Below are 20803 nucleotides of genomic sequence, written 5' to 3' on the forward strand. Positions count from 1 at the left end.
CCCTAACTACCTGTGCCCTCCCACCTGCGGGAGGGCGCAGGTAGTTAGGGAGGGCCCTTGCCGGCCGGGCGGAGCGGCGGACGGCCGGCCGGCGGGTTCGGGTGGGTCGGTAAGTTGGTGGGCTGCTCGACCGAGGGGACGCCGATGAATCGCACCGCTGACACGCCACTGAGGGCGTTGTGGGACCGTCAACGCCGGTTCCGGCCGCGTTTCGTCGGGGCGGTGATCGCGTCCACGGTCAACAAGGTCGCCGACGTCTTTCCCGAGCTGCTGATCGGTGCGGCGGTGGACGTCGTGGTGCGCGGCCAGGCGTCCTTCGTCGGCGCCGTGCTCGGGGTCGAATCCAGGGTCGAGCAGCTCGCCTGGCTGGCGGTGATCAACGCGGTGGTCTGGGTGATCGAATCCGTCTCGGAGTACATCGCGAATGTGCTGTGGCGCGGACTAGCCCAGGGCGTCGAGCACGAACTCCGGGTCGAAGCCTACGACCACGTCCAGCATCTCGATGTCGGGTGGCATGAGTCACGGCCGCAGGGCGCGACGCTGGCCACCCTCAACGACGACGTCAATCAGCTGGAACGGTTCCTCGACGTCGGGGCGCCGGCGATGCTGCAGACCGCGCTCAACGTGGTGCTGGTCGGCGCCGTCTTCGCCGCGGCGTCCTGGCAGCTGCTGCTGCTCGCCTTCCTGCCGATCCCGGTGATCGTGGTGGGCTCGCTGCTGTTCCAGCGCCGCCTCGAGCCGCTGTACGACCGGGTCCGGACGGCGGTCGCCGACCTGTCCGGAGTGCTGGCCGCCAACCTGGCCGGGATCACCACGATCAAGGCGTTCACCGCCGAGGACCGCGAGCGGAACCGGGTTGCCGAGGTCTCCAGCGCCTACCGGCAGGCGAACGTGGCGGCGATCCGCTCGTCGGCGGCGTTCGTCCCGCTGGTCCGGATGGCCATCCTGGCCGGCTTCACCTGCACCCTGCTGCTCGGCGGCTGGGCGACGCTGAACGGCCAGCTCGAGGTGGGCGTCTATTCGGTGCTGGTGTTCATGACCCAGCGGCTGCTGTGGCCGCTGACCGAAGTGGCCGAGGTGCTCGACCTGTACCAGCGCGGCCGCGCCTCGGCGAGCCGCATCCTGGCGCTGCTCGACGTCCCGATCACCGTGCCGGCCGGACGCGGTTCGTTGCCGCAGCCGGTCCGCGGCCGGATCGAGCTGTCCGGCGTCCGGGCCGGCTACGCCGACGGTCCGGACGTGCTGCACGGCATCGACCTGGTGGTGCCGGCCGGGGAGACCCACGCCATCGTCGGTTCCACCGGCGCCGGCAAGTCGTCGCTGCTGCGGCTGGTGCTGCGCTTCGACGACCCGCGGTCCGGTGCCGTGCTACTGGACGGCACCGACGTCCGCGATCTCGACTGGGATTCGCTGCGCGGGTCGATGGGCTACGTCGCCCAGGACGTCTACCTGTTCTCGGGCACGATCGCCGACAACATCGCCTATGGACGTCCGGACGCCGGCCGCGACGCGATCCGCGCCGCCGCCGAGGCAGCCGCCGCGGTCGACTTCATCGATGCGCTGCCGGACGGCCTGGACAGCTGGGTGGGGGAGCGAGGAATCACCTTGTCGGGGGGACAACGGCAGCGGCTGGCGCTGGCTCGGGCGCTGCTGCGCGACCCGGCCGTCCTAGTCCTCGACGAGGCGACCAGTGCGGTGGACAACGAGACAGAGGCGGCCATCCAGCGCTCGCTGGGCGAAGCCACCAGGAACCGGACGGCACTCGTGGTGGCCCACCGGCTCTCGACCGTCCGGCACGCACACCGGATCTGGGTGCTGGACGCGGGACGCGTGGTCGAGTCGGGGACCCACGACGAACTGGTCGCCGCCGGCGGCAACTACGCCGCGCTGTGGGCCGTCCAGACCGGTGCGGTTGCCTGGTCCGACTGAGGGTCCTGCTGCGCCGCGCGCCGACCCGCAGCCCCCTGCCTAACTACCTGTGCCCTCCCTCATGTGGGAGGGCAGGTAGTTAGGGAGGGTTTGGCCGGCAGTCCGGGCGCTGGACCGATGCCAACCGTTGCAATCATCCGAGGTAGGTTAGCCTCACCTAAGTAAAGGTTCCCATGACTTTGACCTCTCTTGCGCTGCGCCCTGCCCGCGGCGGCACTTCGGTGCCGCCGCGGTCAGGCGCGTGGAGCAGTTGGACCACGCTGCTGATCTCCGCCGCGACGCTGGCCGGACAGGCGATCCCCACCCTGGGCGGGGCGGCGATCGCGTTCTGGGCGCTCGTGCCCGGCCTGTTGTTGGTCCGGCTGGTGCCGTCCACCCGATTGCCGCGGGCCGGACTGGTGCCGGCGCTGAGCGCCTCGGTGACGGTACTGCTGGCCACGGTCTCGCTCTGGATCGGACTCTGGCCGCCTCGCCTGGTGACGGCGATCGCCGCCGGACTGGCCACCGGTTATGCCGCGATGGCGCTCACCCGGCCGTCCCTGCCGAGGCTCGCACTGCCGTCCGGACGCTGGCCGCGGATCACTCTCGGTATCGGCGCGGCCGCGCTGGTGCTGTGGCTGGTCTCGCTGCCCGGCGTCGCCGCCGGCCGCTCGGCCACCTTCGGGCCGCTGGCCGGCAGCCCGGTCTTCGCCGCCGCGCTGCTGCTCGCCGTCATCGGGTTCCTGTGCGCCCTGCGGCTGCGGCACACCGGACTGCTGTGGACGATGCTGATGCTCACCGCTGTGATCCAGCGCGGCACCGCGCCGCTCACCCTGGACGCCCCGTCCGTGGACTGGGCCTACAAGCACCTTGGCGTGATCGACCTGATCACCAGCACCGGCGCGTTGCACCGCGGCCTGGACATCTATCAGGGTTGGCCAGGCTTCTTCGCCGCGATCGGCTGGGTCAGCGTGGCCAGCGGCGTGTCACCGTTCGCGATCGCGTCCTGGTTCACCCTGGCGGTGACGTTCGCCGGGGTGTTCGCCATGTACGCGCTGGCCCGGGCGCTGCGGCTGCCGGTTCCGGCCGCGCTGGCGGCGTCCATGGTGGCGCTGGTGGTGAACTGGGTTGCCCAGGACTACTTCTCACCGCAGGCCCTCGGCTTCGTGCTGGCCATCGTCACTGCGGCACTGGTGATCAGGGCGCGGACCAGCCGGTCCGCCGCCGCCCTGGCAGTGCTGGTGTTTGCTGCGCTGGTGGTCAGCCACCAGCTGACCCCGTTCTGGCTGCTCGGCGCGATCGCGGTGCTGATGGTGTTCGGCCGGGTGTCCTGGCGGCTGGCGGCCATCTTGGCGGCGGTCGCGCTGGGTCAGTTGGCGGCGAACTTCCAGATCGCCGCGGCTTACGGCCTGTTCACCGGCGTGGACGTGTTGCGCAATGCCCAGACCGGCGCCGCCGCCGACCTCGGCAGCCTGGCACTGACCGTGCACGGGATCAGCAACCGGATCGCCACCCTCGGCCTGTGGGCGCTCGCGGCCGTGCTGGCAGTCACCGGGCTGCGTCGGCAGCGCTGGGCGCGGTGGCGTCGCGGGCCCGGCCTGGTGACCGCTGTGCTCGCCTTCTCGCCGTTCGCGATCCTGTTTGCGCAGAGCTACGGCGGCGAGGCGCTGCTGCGGGTGATGCTCTACTCGATCCCCGGCTGTGCGCTGCTGATCGGGCCGTGGCTGGCCCGCGCGGTCGGCGGCGATCTGCGCGCCCGGCTGACCGGAGGCGCGGTGCTGCTGATCCTGGCCGGCGGGGCGGCGCAGGCCTACTTCGCCACCTTCTACCACTACGCGGTGACCAGGGCCGAGTACCAGGCGCAGGCGCTGCTCGAACGGCAGGTGCCGGGACGGGCCTACCTGAGTCCGGGGTCGGCGTTCTGGCCGGTACGGGCCAGCGAGGCGTACGCCTGGCGGCTCACCGACGACTGGGAGTACGACCGTCCGCTGCAGAACGAGGGCGACGGACTGCGCTCCGGCGACTACCTGCTGGCGTTGGAGGCGCACCTGGAGAACCGCAGCGCTCCGACGTTCGCGCTCTACGGCCCTCGGATGGACGCCTACGCGGCGTATCGCGGCATCGCCCCGCTCGGCACCCTGGACGCCCTGCGCGACACCCTGCGCAACCGGCCGGGCTGGGATGTCGTCCTGGATGCCGACGGGGTGACCGTGTTCCGCTACGTGCCGGTGCAGACCCGTGGTCAGGAGGCGGCCAGATGGCGACCCTGACCGAGCCCGGCGGCGACGCGTTCGTTCCGATCCGCTGCCGGACCTGGGCGGTCGAATCGGTCGACACCGAGGTCCTGCGCCCCAACGCCGAGGGGCGGCTGCTCGTGCTGGCCACCGCCGACGGCTGGCCGCGGGCGGTGGTCGACGTCCGGGCCGGTTCCGCCGAGCAGGCCGAGGAACTGGTCCGTGCCGCGGTGACGGCGAGCACGGTGCGGCCGCCGTCCGGCTTCGTCGCCGGGGGTGCCGCTCGGACGCCGGTGAGCGTGGTGGTGTGCACCCTGGGCCGTGAACCTCGGCTGGTCGACACCGTCGCGGCGCTGCTCGGGCAGACTCACGCCGAACTCGAACTGGTCGTGGTCGACAACGACCCGGCGTCCGGGCGGGTCCCGGCACTGCTGGCCGGGTTGGACGATCCGCGGCTGCGGGTGATCGACGAGCCGAGGCGCGGACTGTCCGCGGCCCGCAACGCTGGGCTCGCCGCCGTCCGGCACCAGGTGGTCGCGTTCACCGACGACGACGCCGTCCCGGCGGCCGACTGGGTCGCGGCCCTGGCGAGCGTCTTCGACGCCGATCCCGCCGTGGAATGCGTCACCGGACTGGTGCTGCCGACCGAAGTGGCGACCAGGGCGCAGTTGTTCTTCGAAGAGGCCGGCGGCTTTGACAAGGGTCTGTCCGCGGTGCATTGGCATCGCGACGGCGCGGGCACGCTCCTGGGCACCGCGCCCGGCCTCGAAGGACTGGCGTTCCCGTTCGACGGCGGCTTCGGTTCGGGCAACAACATGGCTTTCCGGGTCGCGGGGCTGCGCGCCCGGGGTGGCTTCGACGAGGCGCTCGGCGCCGGCTCGCCGACCCGTGGCGGTGAGGATCTGGACGCCTTCCAGTCCGTCTACCTCGCCGGTGGCACGCTGGTCTACTGGCCGGCGGCGCTGGTCCGGCACCATCACCGGTCCGACCACGACGGCCTGGTCGATCAACTGCATGGCTACGGTGTGGGCATGGCGGCAGTGGTCACCAAGCGATTCTTCAGTTCGCCGGCGACCGCGGCGGGCGTGCTGCGCCGGCTGCCCGGCGGCCTGCGGCTGCTGCTGGACGCCCGCTCGGCCAAGAACGAGGGCAAATCGGCGCAGTTCCCGGCTGACGCCACCCGCGCCGAGCGGCGCGGGTACCTGATCGGCCCGGCCGCCTACCTGCGAGCACGGCGCGGGCTGCGCCGAGCCGGGGCGGCGCGATGACCGCCCTCAGGCGGCCGCGACTGGTACTGGCGCTCGTGCTCGGCGTGGCACTGGTCGCCGCTCTGCTGGCCTGGACGCGTCCGGGCCAGCCCCGACCGCTGAAGATCGTGGTGCTCTCCGATTCGCTGGCGGAAGGGATGGGGCAGGTCACCGGAGTGACCAAGACCTGGCCACACCTGGTCGGGGCTGACCGGCGCACCGCCCGCGGCGAGGGCCCGTCCGACGGCGGCACCTGGCTGCCGGCCTCGGTGCATGGACAGATGTTCGGCTTCGCCCCCGCCCAGCTGGCTCCCGGCAGTTGGGCGGCGACCGAGAAGGTCGGCATTCCCGGGGCGGTGGCCAGCGGTGCGGTCAGCTGGCCGGTCGACGGGTTCGATCGAGCCGTCGTCCAGGTGTTCGCCGAGCGTGCCGGTGAGTTGTTCACGGCGTCCACCGGCGAGCGACAGGTCGGCTTCACCAGCCCGGACGGCGGACTGCACAGCTTCGAGGTGGACGGCCTGGCCGAGACCCTGACCGTGCGCGGCGACGGGGTGGTGGTCGGCGTGCTCGCCCGGACCGGCAGCGGCGGCACCGACATCTACAACCTGTCCTGGTCGGGCAGCACCACCGGCGACTGGTTGGGCTGGCTGGAGCGGCCGGGGTTGTTGCCGCTGCTGAGTCAGATCCGCCCGGACGTGATCGTGCTGTCGCTGGGCGGCAACGACTTCTGGCAAAGCGGGGACCGGGATCGGTTCGGCGCCCACCTGCGCCGGCTGCACGACCAGGTCGCCGCGGCGGTGCCGTCCGCCAGCTGGGTGCTGGGCACCCAGCCGGTCCCGGACAGCAGCCCGGCGCGGGAATGGCTGCGCTTCCAGCAGGTCACCCGCGACTACGCCGCCGAACTGGGGGTGCCGGTCAGCGACCTGGCCGACCTGATGCCGGGGGCGTCCGCCGCCCCGCAGCTGTACGCGACCGACCGGATTCACCTGACCGATGCCGGGCATGCCTTCATCGCCGGGGTTGCCGGGCCGGCGATCGCGAAGGCCGCAGGATGAGCGCGCCGACCACCGCGGCGCCGCCGGCCTGGCGGGTGCTGCTGAGTCGCGCCACTCTCGAGCTGGACGCACTGGCGCTGACGGCGTCCACCGCGATCACCGCACTGCTCGGGCTGGCTTACTGGACGATCGCCGCCCGCGGCTTCCCGATCGCTGAGGTCGGCCGGGCGTCCGCGATCGTCTCGGCGGCCACCGCACTGGCCACCGTGTCGAACCTGAGCCTGGGCGGCATGTACGAGCGGTTCCTGCCGGTGACCGGACGCGACACCCGGCACTACCTGGTGCGCGGAGGGCTGGCGACGGCCGGGCTGGCACTGCTGCTGGGTTCGGTATTTCTGCTGTTGGGGCCGTCCCGGCGGCTGTTCGTGCACGACTGGGAGTGGGTCGGCTTCCCGTTCCTGGTGCTCACCCTCGCCCAGTTCGCGCTGCTCGACAACACCCTGGTCGGGCTGCGCCGGGCGCGCTGGGCGGCCGGCAAGAACATCGTCCACGCCGTGGTCAAGCTTGCCTTGGTCGCCGCGGCGGTGGTGCTGGCGATGGTCGGCGGCGAGTCGCTGGTGCTGGCCTGGGCGGTGCCGGCCGCTGTTCTGGTGCTTCTCTATCTGCCGTTCGTCCGTCGGGTGTGCGGCAGCGAGCCGGTGCAGACGCTTGAGCCGGTGCTGCCGCCCCGGCGCGAACTCTGGTCGTTCTTCGGCAGCAGCGTCGGGATCATGGTGGTCGCCGCACTCGCGCCGCTGGTCATTCCGCTGATCGTGGTGGACCGGCTGGGGCCAGAACTGAACGCCTGCTTCACGATGGCCTGGACGCTGTTCTCGGCGCTGGCGCTGCTGCTCGGCACGGTGGTCGGCCCGTACATCGCGCAGGCCTCCACGCCCGGCGCCGATGTGCGCCGCCTGACCGCCCGGTTCGCGGCCATCCTGGTTGCGCTGGCGGTGGCCGGGGCGGTGTTCCTGTGGTTCGGCGCCCCGCTGCTGCTCGGCCTGCTGGGGGAGCGGTACGCCGTCGAGACCGAGTCGCTGGTGCGGCTGATGGCGCTGAGCCTGCCGCTGTCGCTGGTCGGCATGCTGTACGCCGGAGTCGCCCGAGTGGCGCGCCGACTGCGGCTGGCGATGGCGATGCAGGTGCTCACCGCGGTGGTGGCCGTGACTGGAACGGCGCTGACCATCGACAGGTTCGGCCTGGACGCGATCGGCTACAGCTACCTGGTGATCGAGGCGGTGACCACGGTGATCCTGCTGGTTCCGGCCTGGCGGCTGATCCGGAAACTGACGTGAGCTCCCCGGCTGTCACCGTGCTGATCCCCGTGCACAACGGGGCCGAGCATCTCGGCGACGCCCTGGCCAGCGTGTTCGCGCAGGACTTCGACGACTTCGAGGTGCTGGTGGTCGACGACGGGTCAACCGACGCCACCCCGGCGGTGCTGGCGAACTGTGACGATCCGCGGCTACGGGTGCTGCGGCTGGAGCGCACCGGCCTGATCGGTGCGCTCAACCGCGGCCTGGACGAGGCCCGCGGAGACCTGATCGCGCGGCTGGACTCCGACGACGAGATGCTGCCGGGACGGCTGACCCGCCAGGTGGCGCGGTTCCGGCGCGATTCGCGACTGGTGGCCTGCGGCACCGACTACGAACTCTTCGGCGCGTCCGAAGGCCTGGTCCGGACGCCGCGCCGCGATCAGGACTGTCGCGCCCATCTGGTGTTCGGCTCGCCGATCGCCCACCCCGCGGCAATGCTGCGGGCGAGCGCCTTGCGTGCCTGCGGCGTCCGGTATCGAACGGATTACCCGCATGCGGAGGACTTCAAACTCTTCAGCGAACTGGCGGCGGTGGGGACCCTGGAGAACCTGGCCGAGCCGGGTTTGAGGTACCGGGTCCATCCCGGCCAGGTCAGTCACGTCGAGGCCGGTCCGCAGCGGGAGACGCACCTGCGCATCTGCGCCGAGAACCTTGCCGGCCTGGGTCTGGTGATGTCGACTGAGCGACTGGGACGGCTGCTGTACCCAACCCCTGGTGGGTGGCGGGCGACGCTTGGTTACGCCGTCGGCCGGCTTCCGGAACTGCTGCTGCTGGGCTGGCGCGGTGATCGTCTCGCGGGTGTAGCTCAGGCGCTGATTGTCGGGCGCGAACGTCTGCGGGCTCTGGTGCGCGGCTGAGAGCCGGCATCTGGTAGGCGGCCGATTGGGTCAGCCGTCAGGTGTGTCTGGCACGGTCAGCGCCAACGCAGGATCTGGGCGTACAGCCACGGATTGACGGTCAGGACGGCGGCGGCGATCGCCTGCCGACGCGCGCCGCCTCGCCACAGCCGGGGGAGTGCCGACCATTGGATCAGGGCACGCGCCGCGGATACGACATCCGCCACGTCCGGTGCCTTGTCGCCGGCCAGCCTGGCCCGCAGCGCCATGTTGGCCGCCGGGAAGATCACCCCGTCGTAGCGGAAGCGGAGGTGCGCCCAGCGCCAAGCCTCCGCCTCGGCGCCCTCGAAGACGCCGGCATCCGCCAGCAGCCGCTCGACATGGCCGTCCTGAACGAAGAGGTCGCGGGTGTGCGGACCGAAGCATCGGGAGATGGACGTTCTCGTTGATCAGGTAGCGGTACAGCGGGGCGTCCACCAGCGCCACCCGCTCGGTAGCGAGGGCGATCCGTAGCATCGGTGCTACGTCCTCGTAGACGTGGCCCTCGGGGAACGGTGCGTCGCCGAGCAATTCGCGGCGGAACAGCTTGTTGCAGGCATACCCTCGAGCTTCGCTGAGCAGCAGTCGTCGGGCCAGTTCGGCACCGCTCATCGTGGCTCGGTCGAAGGCGTCCTCGTCGATGCTGAGGGTCGCTCCCGCTTCATCGACGCGGGCCGTCCGGCACATCGCCAGCTGCGCATCGGCGGCCAGCAGTGCGTCCCGCATCGCCTGCAGGAACTCCGGCTCGACCGTGTCGTCGGAGTCGCAGAACCAGACCAGGTCGGTGTCCAGCCTGGCCAGGCCGGCATTGCGAGCCGCCGAGAGGCCTCGGTTCTCCGGCTGGGTGAGTGTCTCGACCGGCAGCCCGGCAGCCTTGGCGGCGGCCAGGGCGCGCTGCATCGAGGCGTCCCCGCCGCGGTCGTCGACCAGGATCACCCGGTCGGGGGCGAGCGTCTGCGCGCCGATCGACGCGATGCAGCCGGCGACGTAGCGTTCGACGCGGTAGACCGGGACGACGACGCCGATGGTGACGCTCATCGGCTCGTCCATCGCGACCGGAGATAGCGCAGCGGCCCGAGCAGCATGCCGACCCGCTCAGCCCGCAGCAGGTCGGCCGGGAAATCGGGCGGCAGCGCGGCGTTCTTCTTCGAGTCGGACGCGAACAGCATGCGAGCAGCCGCCGGAATACGGGCGGCGAAGCCGGCCAGGTGCCGTGGTTGGGTGAGCAGCAGCTTGGCCAGTGCGGCTGTCAACCCGACCCCGTACCCGAAGATCTGTTCACGCAGCTGGGCATCACCGGCTCGGTGATGGTGCCGGACGATCGCGGCCGGGTGATAGACGACGGCCGCGCCGGACAGGTAGACGCGGCGGCACAGGTCGAGGTCCTCACCGGCATGGGTGAGCGTGCCCGGGCCGAGTGCGGGGTCGAAGCCGTACAGCTGCGCGAACGTGCTGGCGCGCAGTGCCACCACCCCTGAGCCGAACTCGCCGGCGGTGTAGGGAAAGGCGGCGCCACGGCGTCCGGCTGTCGCGTCGGTGGGCGAACCGGAAGACCGGGCGAGCGCGGTAAGCGCGTCAGCCAGGGCGGGATCGTCGGCGGGGTCCCAATGCGTGGTGGTGTAGCCCTTGGCGAACCCGCCGTACTCCTCGAACCGGAGTTGCTCGGCTGACTCGAAGCCGGCCGGCACCACCAGTCCGGTGGCGCAGCCGATTCCCGGATGAGCGGTCAGGGCTGCGGTCAGTTGCAGCGTCCAGCCTGGATCGGGAACCGCATCGTCGTCGGTGAAGGCCAGCAGTGCCCCGGTCGCGTGGCGAGCGCCGGTGTTCCGAGCGTTGGACGCGCCACGCCGCGGCTCGTCCACGACCCGCAGCCGGGCGTCGTCGGTTCCGGAGAGCAGGCTGGCGACCCGGCCCGATCCGGGATCGTTGTCGACCACCAGCAGTTCGTCCATCGCGCCGCGTTGGCCGAGCACCGCCCGCACCGTGTCGGTGAGCAACGGGTTCCGGCCCAGCGTGCAGACAATGACACTCACCGTCTCGGCAGGAGCCGATGGGGGAGCGAGCGAAGCCGAACACTCATCAGCGGACGTGATCAGGGTCGGGTCGGCGGTCGCGAGCGCTGTGCGCCAGTCGGCACCCGACCAAAGAGACGAATCGACGCGCAGCCGCACCTGACCGAGTGGCCAACCACGGTTGAGGACCAGGGCCTGAACCTCAACTGCAGGTTGAGACATCAACCCATCAGGGCTAGTCAGTTCGACATCGACAACAGGTATCGCCTCGAATTCGGACGCCACCGAGTCCTGTGTATCGCTGTCCGCGGCGTCCTCACCGGTCACCCTGGCGACTCCTTGTAGCCGGCTGGACGCGTACCCGGCGGCCGTGACAGCCAGGCCGAGCGCGCAGCACAATGCCCGGGCCAGCCCTCCTCGATCACCGGCGACGGCCTGCCGCAGGTAGCGCGCGGGCGCTTCGGTGAGCAGCCGCAGCGCGTGCCCCCGCTCGCTGGCCAGCGCTGGACCGCTACCCACCAGAGCGCTGAGTGCCGCCTTGGAGCGGCCCTCGTTCCAGCACCGCCGGACGAAGTACCGCAGTGTGCCCCGCGCGGCCGGGACCAGGTGGTCGACGATCGCGGTGGTGTCCCGAAGGATGAGGCGTCCGGGCAGGCCGGTCCGGATCCGGATGCCCAACTCGGTCTCCTCGCAGCCGGTGGGCAGTTCGCCGGTGCGGCCCAGCCGTTCGGAGAAGCCACCGACGGCGTCGAAGGCGTCGCGGGTGACCGCCATGCTGGCACCGATCGGGTTGCGGATCGGCGCGCCGTCGCCGGGCAGGCCGCGATAATCGCAGCCCACCACCCAGCCGAACTCGTCCGGTAGCCAGACCGGGGGACCGCCTGCCGCCCAGCGCGGCTCGACGGCACCGCCCACCGCGGCCACTCGACCATCGGCGAAGCGGGCGCCCAGCGCGTCCAGCCAGCCGGCGCGGGGCACGGCATCGTCGTCGAGGAAGGCGATCACCGGTGCCGAACTCACTTCGATGCCGGTGTTGCGTCCCCCCGATAGTCCGCGGCCGCCGGCGTTCGGCACCACCTGCACCTGCCGGAGGGCCGCCCAGGAATCTCGGGCCTTCGCGAGCAGGTCGGGATTGTGATCGATCACCACCACCAGCTCGTCGTCAGCCTCGAACTGCCCGAGAGTGGCGGAGGCCGCCTGCTCGAGGCTCGGCCATCGGCCTTCGTCGTAGGCACAGATCACGACAGCGATGGCTGACCGCTCCCGAATGGGCTGATTCATTTAGGTAAGACTAACCTAAGTATGCTGATTGCCAACGCTCGACCACCCCCCGAACGTCCTTCCTGGAGGCATCCATGCACGCCCTGGTGACCGGTCTCATCGACCTCGCCCAGATCGATCAATCGTCTCGATCCGGTTCTTGTCGAACTGCCCCTCTCGATCCGGAAACTGCGCGTTGACAAGGGCTGCGAAGAAGTCTCGCCGACGACGGATAGTCGCGGCTGCGGTGGCGACCGCCGTCGGATCGGTGTTGCTCTGCAACGTGGCCGACGCCGCCAAGGCGCCTTCGGCGAGTGGGCGGCTGATCCCGGCAGGCAGCGAATGCCCGATCGGACCCGAGTGCGGGACGCTGACCTGGCGCGACGAGTTCGAACCGAGCTCGGCTGGTGCACCCAACCCGACGCACTGGGGTTTCGACCTGGGCGCGACGGGCTGGGGAAATAGGGAACTGCAGGAGTACACCGACTCGCGAGCCAACTCGGCCATCGGCAGTGACGGAATCCTGCGGATCGTCGCACGTAGCCGGACCGGTTCGGGCGCCGGCTACACCTCGGCGCGACTGGTCAGCCGAGACCGGGTGACGGTGGGCTACGGGTACGTCGAGGCGCGGCTGAAGTTGCCGGTCCGGCCGGCGTCCGGGCTGTGGCCGGCCTTCTGGCTGCGTTCCCAGGGCGAGCCCTGGCCGGACGGCGGTGAGATCGACGTGATGGAGACCGTCAACGGCACCTGGGGCTACTCCAGCAATATCCACGGCGGACCGGTGCATTGGCAGCAGTACAAGTGGCACTCGACCGGTGCGGTGAACGACGGCGAGTGGCACCGTTTCGGCGTCCTGATCGGCCCGCAACGCCTGGACTTCTACCACGACGGCGTCCTGGTCCACACGGTCACTCCGAAGGGGATGCCGGCCGGCGGACGCTGGCCGTTCGACGTCCCCGACCGGCGCTACTACCTGATCCTCAATATGGCGATGGGCGGGGCCTATCCGGGGACGCCGGACGGCTCGGCGCAGCTGCCGGCCACCATGCAGGTGGACTACGTCCGCTACTGGACGCGTTCGACGGGCAGCACCGGGCGGCGGTCGACCGAGGGCTACGCGACGCCCGCGGTCCCGACGGGTCGCCGTCCTTGAGCGGACATCCTCGTTGGTCGAGCTTGTCGAGACCTCTCTGACAACGGGTTTCGACACGCTCAACCATCGAGAAGCAAACGCAAAGGGTGGCGGCGTCAATGACGCCGCCACCCCGTTGATTCGACTACTACGGCGGTCAGCCCACCTTGATGGTGAAGCTGGTCGTCGAACCCTGTAGTGCGCTGTCCCCGCTGAACCGGATCGTGACCTTGTGGGCCGTCCCCGGACGCAGCCACGGCAGATCTGCCGAGACGTAGAAGCCGGACGCCTTCACCGTGGTCGACTTGCCACTGGCGCTGATCGTCAACCGGCCGCCGTCGGGCTGGATCCATGCCTTGGTGCCGATCTCCACCCGGATCCGGGCCGGCTTGTCGCCCTGAGGCCGCACCGAGACCACCGTCAGCCGGGTGTGCGCCCGGTCGACCTGCTTCGTCCGCGAGTACGCGACTCCCCAGGCACCCTTGGAGGTGGTTGCCTCGACCCGTACCCGGAGTGCCGCCCCGGCGTCCGCGCCGCTCAGCCGGTAGGTCCGGGCGGTCGCACCCGGAACCCGCTTGCCGTCGCGGTACCACTGGTAGGCGAAGGTCGCCTTGCCGGCGTTCTTCCAGCTGCCCGGCTTCGCGGTGAGCACCTCGGTGCCCTTGGCCTTGCCGGAGATGCTTGGCGCCGTCTTCGCCTTGGGTTTGGGCAGTGCCTTGCCCACGGTGAGATCGACCTTCACGCTGCGCCGGACATCACCGGTCTTCAGCACCCCGGTGAGCAGCCGCAACGAATGCGCGCCCGGCTGGTAGGCCGGTTTCGACCCGTAGCTGCCGGTGGTGCTGCCGTTCGGCAGGACGACGGTGGCTGAGAACGTGCCGTCCGCCTTCGCCTCGATGACCTGCCAGACATCGGTGCCGTCGGTCTTCGTGGTCGCGCCGTCATCGAGCTTGATCCCGATGATCGAGCCGCTCTTGCCGTCCTCGGTCGTCCAGCCCTTGCCGACGAGGGTGATCTTCCCGCCCACGGTCGGATCGCCCTTCACGCTCACCGATGCTCCGCCCGGGATGGTCGGTGTGGGCGTCGGAGTGGTGGGTGTCGGCGTGGGCGTCGGGGTGGTGGGGGTTGGTGTCGGGGTGGTTGGCGTCGGCGTCGGGGTGGTGGGGGTTGGTGTCGGGGTGGTGGGGGTTGGTGTCGGGGTGGTGGGGGTTGGTGTCGGGGTGGTGGGGGTTGGTGTCGGGGTGGACGGCGTGCCGACGGTGAACTCGACCTTCTGGCTACGCGGTTGGTCACCGGTCTTCAGCGAGCCGGTCAGCAGACGCAGCCAATGCGCGCCGGTGGTGTAGGCGGGAGTCGATCCGCCGGCACCGGTCGTCTTGCCGTCCGGCAGGGTGACCTGCGCGGTGAAGGTGCCGTCGGCGTTGGCGTCGATCACCTGCCAGACGTCGGTGCCGTCAGTCTTCTTGATCTGGCCGTCATCGAGCTTGACGGCGATCCGCGAGCCGCTGCTGCCGTCCTGGGTCTTCCAGCCCGTGCCGCGCAGAGTGACGGTGCCGCCCACGGTCGGGTTGCCCTCGATCGTCGCGGTGGCACCGGCCGGCGTGGTGGTAGTCGGCGTCGGGGTGGGTGTCGGGTTGGGTTCACCGGTGCCGTTCGGGGTGATCTTCCACACCTTCGAGCCGCCGGCGCCGCGGTCAACGGCCCAAGCGGAGCCGCCGGCCACGATCACGTGGTTGGGCGAACTGCCGACCGGGATCTCGCCGATCGACGCGCCGGTGGTGGCGTCGGTGACCAGCACGCTGGAGCCGTAGAACACGGTCGAGTAGACCAGTCCGGCTGTCGCGTCGACGGCCGAGTTCAGCAGTCCGGCCGAGCCCTTCACCGTGTTGACGATCGCACCGGTGGTCAGGCTCACCGTGCGGACGTCGGCGGTGTCCTGGCTGGACACGTAGGCCAGACCCCGGGCGCGATCGACCGCGACCCCGGACGCCCGGCCGCCGCCGGTGTTCGCGACGACGCGGAAGCTCTTCTTGAGCGAGTCGAGTTCGAGCAGTGCGCCGTTGTTCAGATTGACCGTGTAGAGCAGCGCGGTGTTCGCGTCCGCCACCAACTCCAGCGACATCGGCGAGAAACCCGTACCCAGACCTTTGATCGTCTCAACAACCTGCAGCGTGTTGGTGTCGATCTTGGTGATCGCCCCGCCGTTGGGATCGCTCACGTAGGCGATGTCGCGGTAGGGGTCGATGGCGATGTCACGGCTGTGGCCGGTGTTGCCGATGGTGGCGACCCGGGCGCCGGTGGTCTGGTCGTAGACGACCACGGCGTCCTCACGGGTGGCGCTGGTCCAGATCCGGTTGTTCTCGTCGTCCACGGCGATCCCGTAGGCGGCCTCCGGACGCGCCGTCGCCGTGCCGGCGCTCAGGGTGCGCGGAGTGATCGTGCTCAGTACCTGCATGGTGGCCGGGTTCAGCTTGCTGATCGTGGACACCGCGGCGCGGGGCGAGCCACCGTCCCAGTTGTGGGTGGTGGCGGTGACCCAGACGACGTTGTTCCGGGCTGAGTAGGCGGCCTGGTAGTGGTCCTGGCCGACCGTGGCGCTCTGCACCTCGAACGTCCGGTTGCCGACGCTGACCGGGGCGGCCTGGGCGAGCGGGGCCGCGGCGAAGGTGCCGATCAGCAGCCCGAGCGCGACCACACCTCCCAGGACGCCGAGGGTCTGGCGCTGGCCGTCCCCGGGTGTTCGTTGGATTTCCGTGCGCACTGCTTCTCCTCCTGCTGGTTGGCTTCGTCCGCCGTCCGAACCTCCCGCGGACGCCGAGGCGGCTTAGGTTAGCATTACCTAACCATCATCCGATCGTTCTCAGAGTGTGGTGACTTCAGGTGTTCATGTTGGCTCGAGACGAGCCGTCCAAAGCGGTTCTGACTACGCCGGATCCGTTCTCGGAGAGGCCCTTCCGCGACCAGTTGGACGCGGTGGTGGCGGCCGTCGATCCGGCCTCGGCGGCGATCAGGGACGCCTCCGGTGGCATGGTCAGCTACGGCGAGCTCGGACGGCTCTGCGGTGACTCCGCGGCCCGTGGCGCCAGCCCGACGCCGATTGCCGTGTTCGGCGGATCGGCCCGTGCGCTGGCCCTGGCCGTTGCCGTGGTCTATGCCGGAACCCCGCTGGTGCTGCTCGATCCGCAGCTGCCGGTCGCCCGGCTCCGGCACATCCTGGCCAGCTCGGGGGCCGAGTGCGCGCTCGTCGACAACGATCTGCGGGGACTGGCCGACCAGGCCGGCGCGTCCGGGATCGTGGACGCCGAGCGCGCCTGGCTGGACGGTCTCCCTGCTACCGGGCGACCGACCCGACCCGACCGCGATCACCCGGCGACGCTGGTGTACACGTCCGGTTCGACCGGGGCGCCCAAGGGTGTGGTGCTCAGTCACGCCGCGGTGGTCAACGGCGCGGCAACCAGCCGCGAGGAGTTCGCCCTGGCTCCCGGCGATGTCTGCGCGATGCTGCTGCCCCCGGCCTACGCCGCCGGTCAGGAAGTGCTGTTCATGGCGGTGCTCAACGGTTGCCTGGTGGAGAGCTTCGACCCGAGGGAACGTCCGGTGCGCGAGGTCGCCGACTGGCTGACCGGACGCGGGATCACCACCCTGCACTGCACCCCGTCCATGCTGCGGCACCTCAACGGCAGTCTCAGCCTGGAGCGCTTCCCGGCGATCCGGCTGCTGACCACCTGCGGCGAGCCCGTGCACAGCAGAGATGTCTCGGCGGCGCGAAACTACCTAACCCATGCTGACTACGCCAATTACGTCGGCTCGTCGGAGACCGGACACCTCAGCTTCTTCACCGTCAGCGCCGGCGGCCCATTGCCTGAAGGGCAGATTCCGGCCGGCCGGGTGGCGCTGAACAAGTCCATCGTGGCGGTCGCGGACGACGGGCGTCCGTTGCCGGCGGGTGAGACCGGAGTCCTCGAGGTCAGTTCGCCGTTCCTGTCGTCGGGCTACTGGGGCGAGCCGGACCGCACCGCGGCGGCCTTCGCCGACCGGGATGGGACGCGGGTGTTCCGCACCGGCGACCGGGGCAGCGTCGTCGACGGTCAGTTGCGGCTCGCCGGCCGCAAGGACGACGCGGTCAAGATCCGCGGCTACCTGGTGGAACCGGCCGAGGTCGAGGCGGCACTGCGCACCATCGACGAGGTACTGGACGCCGTGGTGATCGCCGACGCCGCCGCGGGCCGGCTGATCGGCTACGTGGTGCCCGACCCGGCCCGGCGTCCGCCGTCGCTCGCCCAGCTCAGGGCGGGCTTGGCGCAGCGACTGCCGGACTGGATGGTGCCGCAGGCGATCGTGCTGCTGGACGCGTTGCCTCGCACCGAACGCGGCAAGGTCGACCGGTCCGCGCTGCCGGCGCCCGCCGTCCGGTCGAATCTGACCGTGCCGACCGATCAATGGGAGGCCCTGGTCTCGGCGGTCTGGTGCGACGTGCTGAAGCTGGAGACGGTGGGACGCGACGAGAGCTTCGCCGAACTGGGCGGCGACTCGCTGGCGGTGGAGGAGATGCTGGCGGTGCTCGCCGAGGACGGCATCGACCTGCGTGGCTCCGACCTGGCGGCGGCTCCCACGTTGGCCGCGTTCGCCGCCCGCGTCCGGCAGAAGTCGGTGCGGCAGCCCACCCTCGACGACGGCGTGATGGTCACCCTGCGCGAAGGCGACGGGGTGCCGGTGTACTGCTTCTCCGGCGCCGGTGGCCCGGCCTACCTGTTCGCCGATCTGGCCCGCAAGCTCGACCCGAGCCACCCCGTGCACGCCTTTCAGGTGCGCGGGCTGGAGCGCCGGGCGATTCCGGACTGGTCGGTGCGGCGGGCGGCACAGCGCTACGCGGGGTTGATCGGGCGGGGCCAGCAGCCGGGACGGGTGGTGCTGATCGGGCACTCGCTGGGTGGCCTGTTCGCGGTCGAAACCGCGCAGCTGTTGCGCGAACGCGGCTACGACGTGGCGCTCACTGTGCTGCTCGACACCCTGCTGCCCGGACGGCTGGCCCGGCTCGACGGCGAATCTGCCCCCGAGTTGCGCATCCCGGGTGGACGTAGGCAGAGCCGGCGCGAGCTGTGGCTGACCCGGCTGCAGTTGCTCGGTGCCGGGCTTTATCGGTACCAACCGGCGGTACGCGATCAGGTCTTCTTCCAGCACGGGCTGCGGCTCACCGAGTGGTACCGGGTGCGTCCCTGGGACGGTCCGACCGAGGTGTTCCTGACGCCCGAGAACCTCGACGACCGGGGCTGGTGGCGGCACGTCCTGACCGGCGAATACCGTCTTCACGAGGTGGAATGCGGGCACGTCGCGATCCTGAAGCCGCCGTATGTGAACCGGATCGCTGCCCTGGTCGGCGAGGCGTTGGGCGCCCGCGTTGGCTGACCGGACGCGGCGCGTCCGAGCGGCCACCGACCGGCTGTCCGGGTTGGGACGCCTCGAGCAGCTGGTCCTGCGCGGGGATGGGTTGACCACGACGTCGCTGGAGGTGCTGACCGGCGAGCAGGTGACCGCCCGTCCGCTGCAGCACTGGGTGGTCGCCGCCACCGACGACCTGTCCGGCGGCGGTGCCGATCCGTATACGGGGACGGCGTCGCTGGCGGTCGCCGCGGAACTGCGGCGGGCGCACGACCTGCTGGAGCTGTTGCCGGCGGAGTCTTTGCTGGTCCGCGAGGTGTTGCTGCGCGGGGCGTCCCAAGTGTGGGCCAGCTCCAGCGTCAGCTGCGTGCTGGACCGGCTGCCCGAGCAGGTGGTCCGGGTGCTGTCGACGTCCGAGGCGCCGATCGGCCGGACCCTGCATGAGGCCGGGGTGGTGACCGCCCGCCGGCTGACCGGCTGGGGACGGCGTCCGGCGGGCCGCTGGGCGGCGCACCTGGTGGGCGTCGACTCGGAGACCGAACTGGTTCCTGGCCGCGAATACGTGATGACCCTGCCCGGGGACGGCCGTCCGCTGGGCTATTTCGTGGAGTGGTTCTCACCGGCGATCTTCGACGCGCCCGCTCCGGACGGAAGGAACCGATGAAACCGACTCAGGTCGACGTCGCGATCGTCGGCGCGGGCCCGGCCGGCCTGGTGCTGGCCCGGATGCTGCAGCTGCAGGGACTGGACGCGGTGGTGCTGGAGCGGTGGTCCCGCGAGTACGTGCTGGGACGCGTCCGGGCCGGCATCATCGAGCAGCCGGTGGCCGAACTGCTGGTCGAACTTGGGGTGGGGGAGCGGATGCTCGCCGACCGGCTGGTGCACGACGGCGTACAGCTGCAGCATCGCCGCGGTGGCGCGGTGGTGCGGCAGCGGGTCGACTTCACCGCGCTGTGCGGCAAGACGGTGACCGTGTACGGGCAGCGCGAACTGGTCCGCGACCTGATCGAGTTGCGCGAGGCGGACGGGTTACCACTGCGCTTCGGGTGCGAGGTGGTCGGCCTTGACGGCCTCGATCAGGACCGGGTGACGGTGCACTGCCGCGACGACGGAGGCGAGAGCGTGATCAGCGCGCGGTACGTGGCCGGGGTGGACGGCGCCCACGGCATCACCGCGCAGTTGCTCGATCTGTTCGATCCAGGCGTCCGGGAGACTCTGCAGCGGACCTATCCGGCGTCCTGGCTAGGAGTTTTGGTGCAGGCGGCGCCACCCAGCCAGGAACTTGTCTACTCGCGGCATCCCGAGGGGTTCGCGCTGGCGTCCATGCGGACGCCCGAGGTCAGCCGGCTGTACCTGCAGGTGCCCGCCGGCGACACGCTCGCCGCGTGGAGCGCCGACCGGATCTGGGAGCAGCTGCACCGCCGGCTCGACCTGCCCGGCCGTCCGGTCAATGAGGGGCCGTTCCTGGAGTCGTCGATCACCCCGCTGCGCAGCGTGGTGCACCGGCGGATGCGCTTCGGCCGGCTGCTGCTCGGCGGGGACGCCGCCCACGTCGTCCCACCCAGCGGCGCGAAGGGCCTCAACCTGGCGGTGGCCGACATGGCCCAGCTGTCCTTCCGGCTGGGCAGAGCCGTCCGGCACGGCGACGAATCTGCCCTCGCCGGCTATCAGGACGCCTGCCTGCGCCGGGTCTGGCAGGTGACGCATTTCTCCTGGTACATGACCGATCTGCTGCACAAGCTGGACGCCGACGAGTTCGGCGAGGAGCTTCGCACCGAACAACTCCGTACCCTGGCCGACGGCGGCCCGCTGGCCCGTTGGTTCGCTGACAGCTACACCGGCCTCCCCCTCACCCCCTGGTCCTGACCCCGGGGACGGTTCTCCCGGTCGCTGGGGACGGTTCTTTTGGTCGCTGGGGACGGTTCTTTTGGTCGCTGGGGACGGTTCTTGTGGTCACCGGGGACGGTTCTTTTGGTCACCGGGGACGGTTCTTTTGGTCACTGGGGACGGTTCTTGTGGTCACTGGGGACGGTTCTCCCGGTCACGGGAGATCCCGGCAGACCTCGGGCCGATCCGCTGTGCCGTGAAGCCGCTGCGCGGCCGCGCGGGTGAGACTCGTGGTCCTCCTGCGGACGCCGAGGGAAGTGGAGCCTGCTGGCCGAGTTGCGCCTGAAGGGATCTCCGGCGATTCCGAGGACGAGGTGCCGGCTGCTGACCATCCGTTCCTGGGACGACCGAGGTCCGCTGGCAGGCAAACCCTCCCGCCCACCGGCTTGGTGGTCACCCAGCGAGGTCATCTGGATCACATGGTGGAGGCGGTGCGGCTGCGCGTGGGAGGCGTTGTGATTCCGACTCAGTGACGCGCAGGGCGTCCGACACCCTTCGATTCCGTTCGGCTGTCCGTGC

The 20803-nt window shown here is 70.7% G+C and carries 13 protein-coding genes; 10 read left to right on the forward strand and 3 right to left on the reverse strand.

What is annotated here, in order from left to right; translation table 11 throughout:
- The first annotated feature begins 144 nt into the window (after positions 1-144).
- The 6 genes from QM711_RS01760 to QM711_RS01785 all read left to right on the forward strand — a co-directional run bounded on the left by QM711_RS01760 (position 145) and on the right by QM711_RS01785 (position 8596).
- Positions 145-1929, forward strand: a complete 1785-nt coding sequence (locus tag QM711_RS01760) for an ABC transporter ATP-binding protein (protein ID WP_415095997.1) — start codon at positions 145-147, stop codon at positions 1927-1929.
- 173 nt (positions 1930-2102) lie between these two features.
- Positions 2103-4178, forward strand: coding sequence for a hypothetical protein (locus tag QM711_RS01765; protein WP_415095998.1), 2076 nt, complete (start codon positions 2103-2105; stop codon positions 4176-4178).
- Positions 4166-5410: a glycosyltransferase family 2 protein gene (locus tag QM711_RS01770; protein ID WP_415095999.1), complete on the forward strand. Its 1245-nt coding sequence runs from the start codon at positions 4166-4168 to the stop codon at positions 5408-5410. The genes QM711_RS01765 and QM711_RS01770 overlap by 13 nt, the downstream gene beginning before the upstream one ends.
- The gene (locus QM711_RS01775) at positions 5407-6444 is read left to right on the forward strand and encodes an SGNH/GDSL hydrolase family protein (protein ID WP_415096000.1); all 1038 of its coding nucleotides are present in this window, start codon (positions 5407-5409) and stop codon (positions 6442-6444) included. Before QM711_RS01770 ends, QM711_RS01775 begins: the two co-directional genes overlap by 4 nt.
- On the forward strand, positions 6441-7718 hold the full coding sequence (locus QM711_RS01780) for a lipopolysaccharide biosynthesis protein (RefSeq protein WP_415096001.1): 1278 nt from the start codon (positions 6441-6443) through the stop codon (positions 7716-7718). Before QM711_RS01775 ends, QM711_RS01780 begins: the two co-directional genes overlap by 4 nt.
- The gene (locus QM711_RS01785; protein ID WP_415096002.1) at positions 7715-8596 is read left to right on the forward strand and encodes a glycosyltransferase family 2 protein; all 882 of its coding nucleotides are present in this window, start codon (positions 7715-7717) and stop codon (positions 8594-8596) included. Before QM711_RS01780 ends, QM711_RS01785 begins: the two co-directional genes overlap by 4 nt.
- 30 nt (positions 8597-8626) lie before the next feature.
- Here QM711_RS01785 and QM711_RS01790 read toward each other — a convergent pair whose 3' ends face one another.
- Together QM711_RS01790 and QM711_RS01795 are read right to left on the reverse strand one after the other, a co-directional pair.
- Positions 8627-9652 carry a glycosyltransferase family 2 protein gene (locus QM711_RS01790; RefSeq protein WP_415096003.1) on the reverse strand — a complete coding sequence of 342 codons (1026 nt, stop codon included), beginning with the start codon at positions 9650-9652 and terminating at the stop codon, positions 8627-8629.
- Positions 9649-11907 carry a glycosyltransferase family 2 protein gene (locus tag QM711_RS01795; protein ID WP_415096004.1) on the reverse strand — a complete coding sequence of 753 codons (2259 nt, stop codon included), beginning with the start codon at positions 11905-11907 and terminating at the stop codon, positions 9649-9651. The genes QM711_RS01790 and QM711_RS01795 overlap by 4 nt, the downstream gene beginning before the upstream one ends.
- Before the next feature lie 226 nt (positions 11908-12133).
- Here QM711_RS01795 and QM711_RS01800 point away from each other — a divergent pair, with 226 nt between their 5' ends.
- Complete coding sequence (locus QM711_RS01800) at positions 12134-13039, forward strand: family 16 glycosylhydrolase (protein WP_415096005.1); 906 nt, start codon at positions 12134-12136, stop codon at positions 13037-13039.
- A gap of 136 nt (positions 13040-13175) precedes the next feature.
- Here the strand turns inward: QM711_RS01800 and QM711_RS01805 are convergent, their stop codons facing one another.
- Positions 13176-15779: a YncE family protein gene (locus QM711_RS01805; RefSeq protein ID WP_415096006.1), complete on the reverse strand. Its 2604-nt coding sequence runs from the start codon at positions 15777-15779 to the stop codon at positions 13176-13178.
- A 125-nt stretch (positions 15780-15904) separates the two neighbouring features.
- Here QM711_RS01805 and QM711_RS01810 point away from each other — a divergent pair, with 125 nt between their 5' ends.
- Genes QM711_RS01810 through QM711_RS01820 form a run of 3 tightly spaced genes read left to right on the forward strand, consistent with a single transcriptional unit; the run spans position 15905 to position 20263 of the window.
- The gene (locus QM711_RS01810; protein ID WP_415096856.1) at positions 15905-18424 is read left to right on the forward strand and encodes an alpha/beta fold hydrolase; all 2520 of its coding nucleotides are present in this window, start codon (positions 15905-15907) and stop codon (positions 18422-18424) included.
- Positions 18417-19061 carry a hypothetical protein gene (locus tag QM711_RS01815; RefSeq protein WP_415096007.1) on the forward strand — a complete coding sequence of 215 codons (645 nt, stop codon included), beginning with the start codon at positions 18417-18419 and terminating at the stop codon, positions 19059-19061. Before QM711_RS01810 ends, QM711_RS01815 begins: the two co-directional genes overlap by 8 nt.
- Positions 19058-20263: a 4-hydroxybenzoate 3-monooxygenase gene (locus QM711_RS01820; RefSeq protein WP_415096008.1), complete on the forward strand. Its 1206-nt coding sequence runs from the start codon at positions 19058-19060 to the stop codon at positions 20261-20263. The genes QM711_RS01815 and QM711_RS01820 overlap by 4 nt, the downstream gene beginning before the upstream one ends.
- Positions 20264-20803 lie beyond the last annotated feature (540 nt).

The organism is Micropruina sp. (assembly GCF_047602385.1).
GTDB lineage: Bacteria > Actinomycetota > Actinomycetes > Propionibacteriales > Propionibacteriaceae > Micropruina.

What these genes read in the sequence shown, in the direction of transcription:
- QM711_RS01760 (WP_415095997.1), top strand. Translation starts at nt 145, where the DNA reads ATGAATCGCACCGCTGACACGCCACTGAGGGCGTTGTGGGACCGTCAA.
- QM711_RS01820 (WP_415096008.1), top strand. Translation starts at nt 19,058, where the DNA reads ATGAAACCGACTCAGGTCGACGTCGCGATCGTCGGCGCGGGCCCGGCC.
- QM711_RS01780 (WP_415096001.1), top strand. Translation starts at nt 6,441, where the DNA reads ATGAGCGCGCCGACCACCGCGGCGCCGCCGGCCTGGCGGGTGCTGCTG.
- QM711_RS01795 (WP_415096004.1), bottom strand. Translation starts at nt 11,907, where the DNA reads ATGAATCAGCCCATTCGGGAGCGGTCAGCCATCGCTGTCGTGATCTGT.
- QM711_RS01770 (WP_415095999.1), top strand. Translation starts at nt 4,166, where the DNA reads ATGGCGACCCTGACCGAGCCCGGCGGCGACGCGTTCGTTCCGATCCGC.
- QM711_RS01790 (WP_415096003.1), bottom strand. Translation starts at nt 9,652, where the DNA reads ATGAGCGTCACCATCGGCGTCGTCGTCCCGGTCTACCGCGTCGAACGC.
- QM711_RS01765 (WP_415095998.1), top strand. Translation starts at nt 2,103, where the DNA reads ATGACTTTGACCTCTCTTGCGCTGCGCCCTGCCCGCGGCGGCACTTCG.
- QM711_RS01775 (WP_415096000.1), top strand. Translation starts at nt 5,407, where the DNA reads ATGACCGCCCTCAGGCGGCCGCGACTGGTACTGGCGCTCGTGCTCGGC.
- QM711_RS01810 (WP_415096856.1), top strand. Translation starts at nt 15,905, where the DNA reads ATGTTGGCTCGAGACGAGCCGTCCAAAGCGGTTCTGACTACGCCGGAT.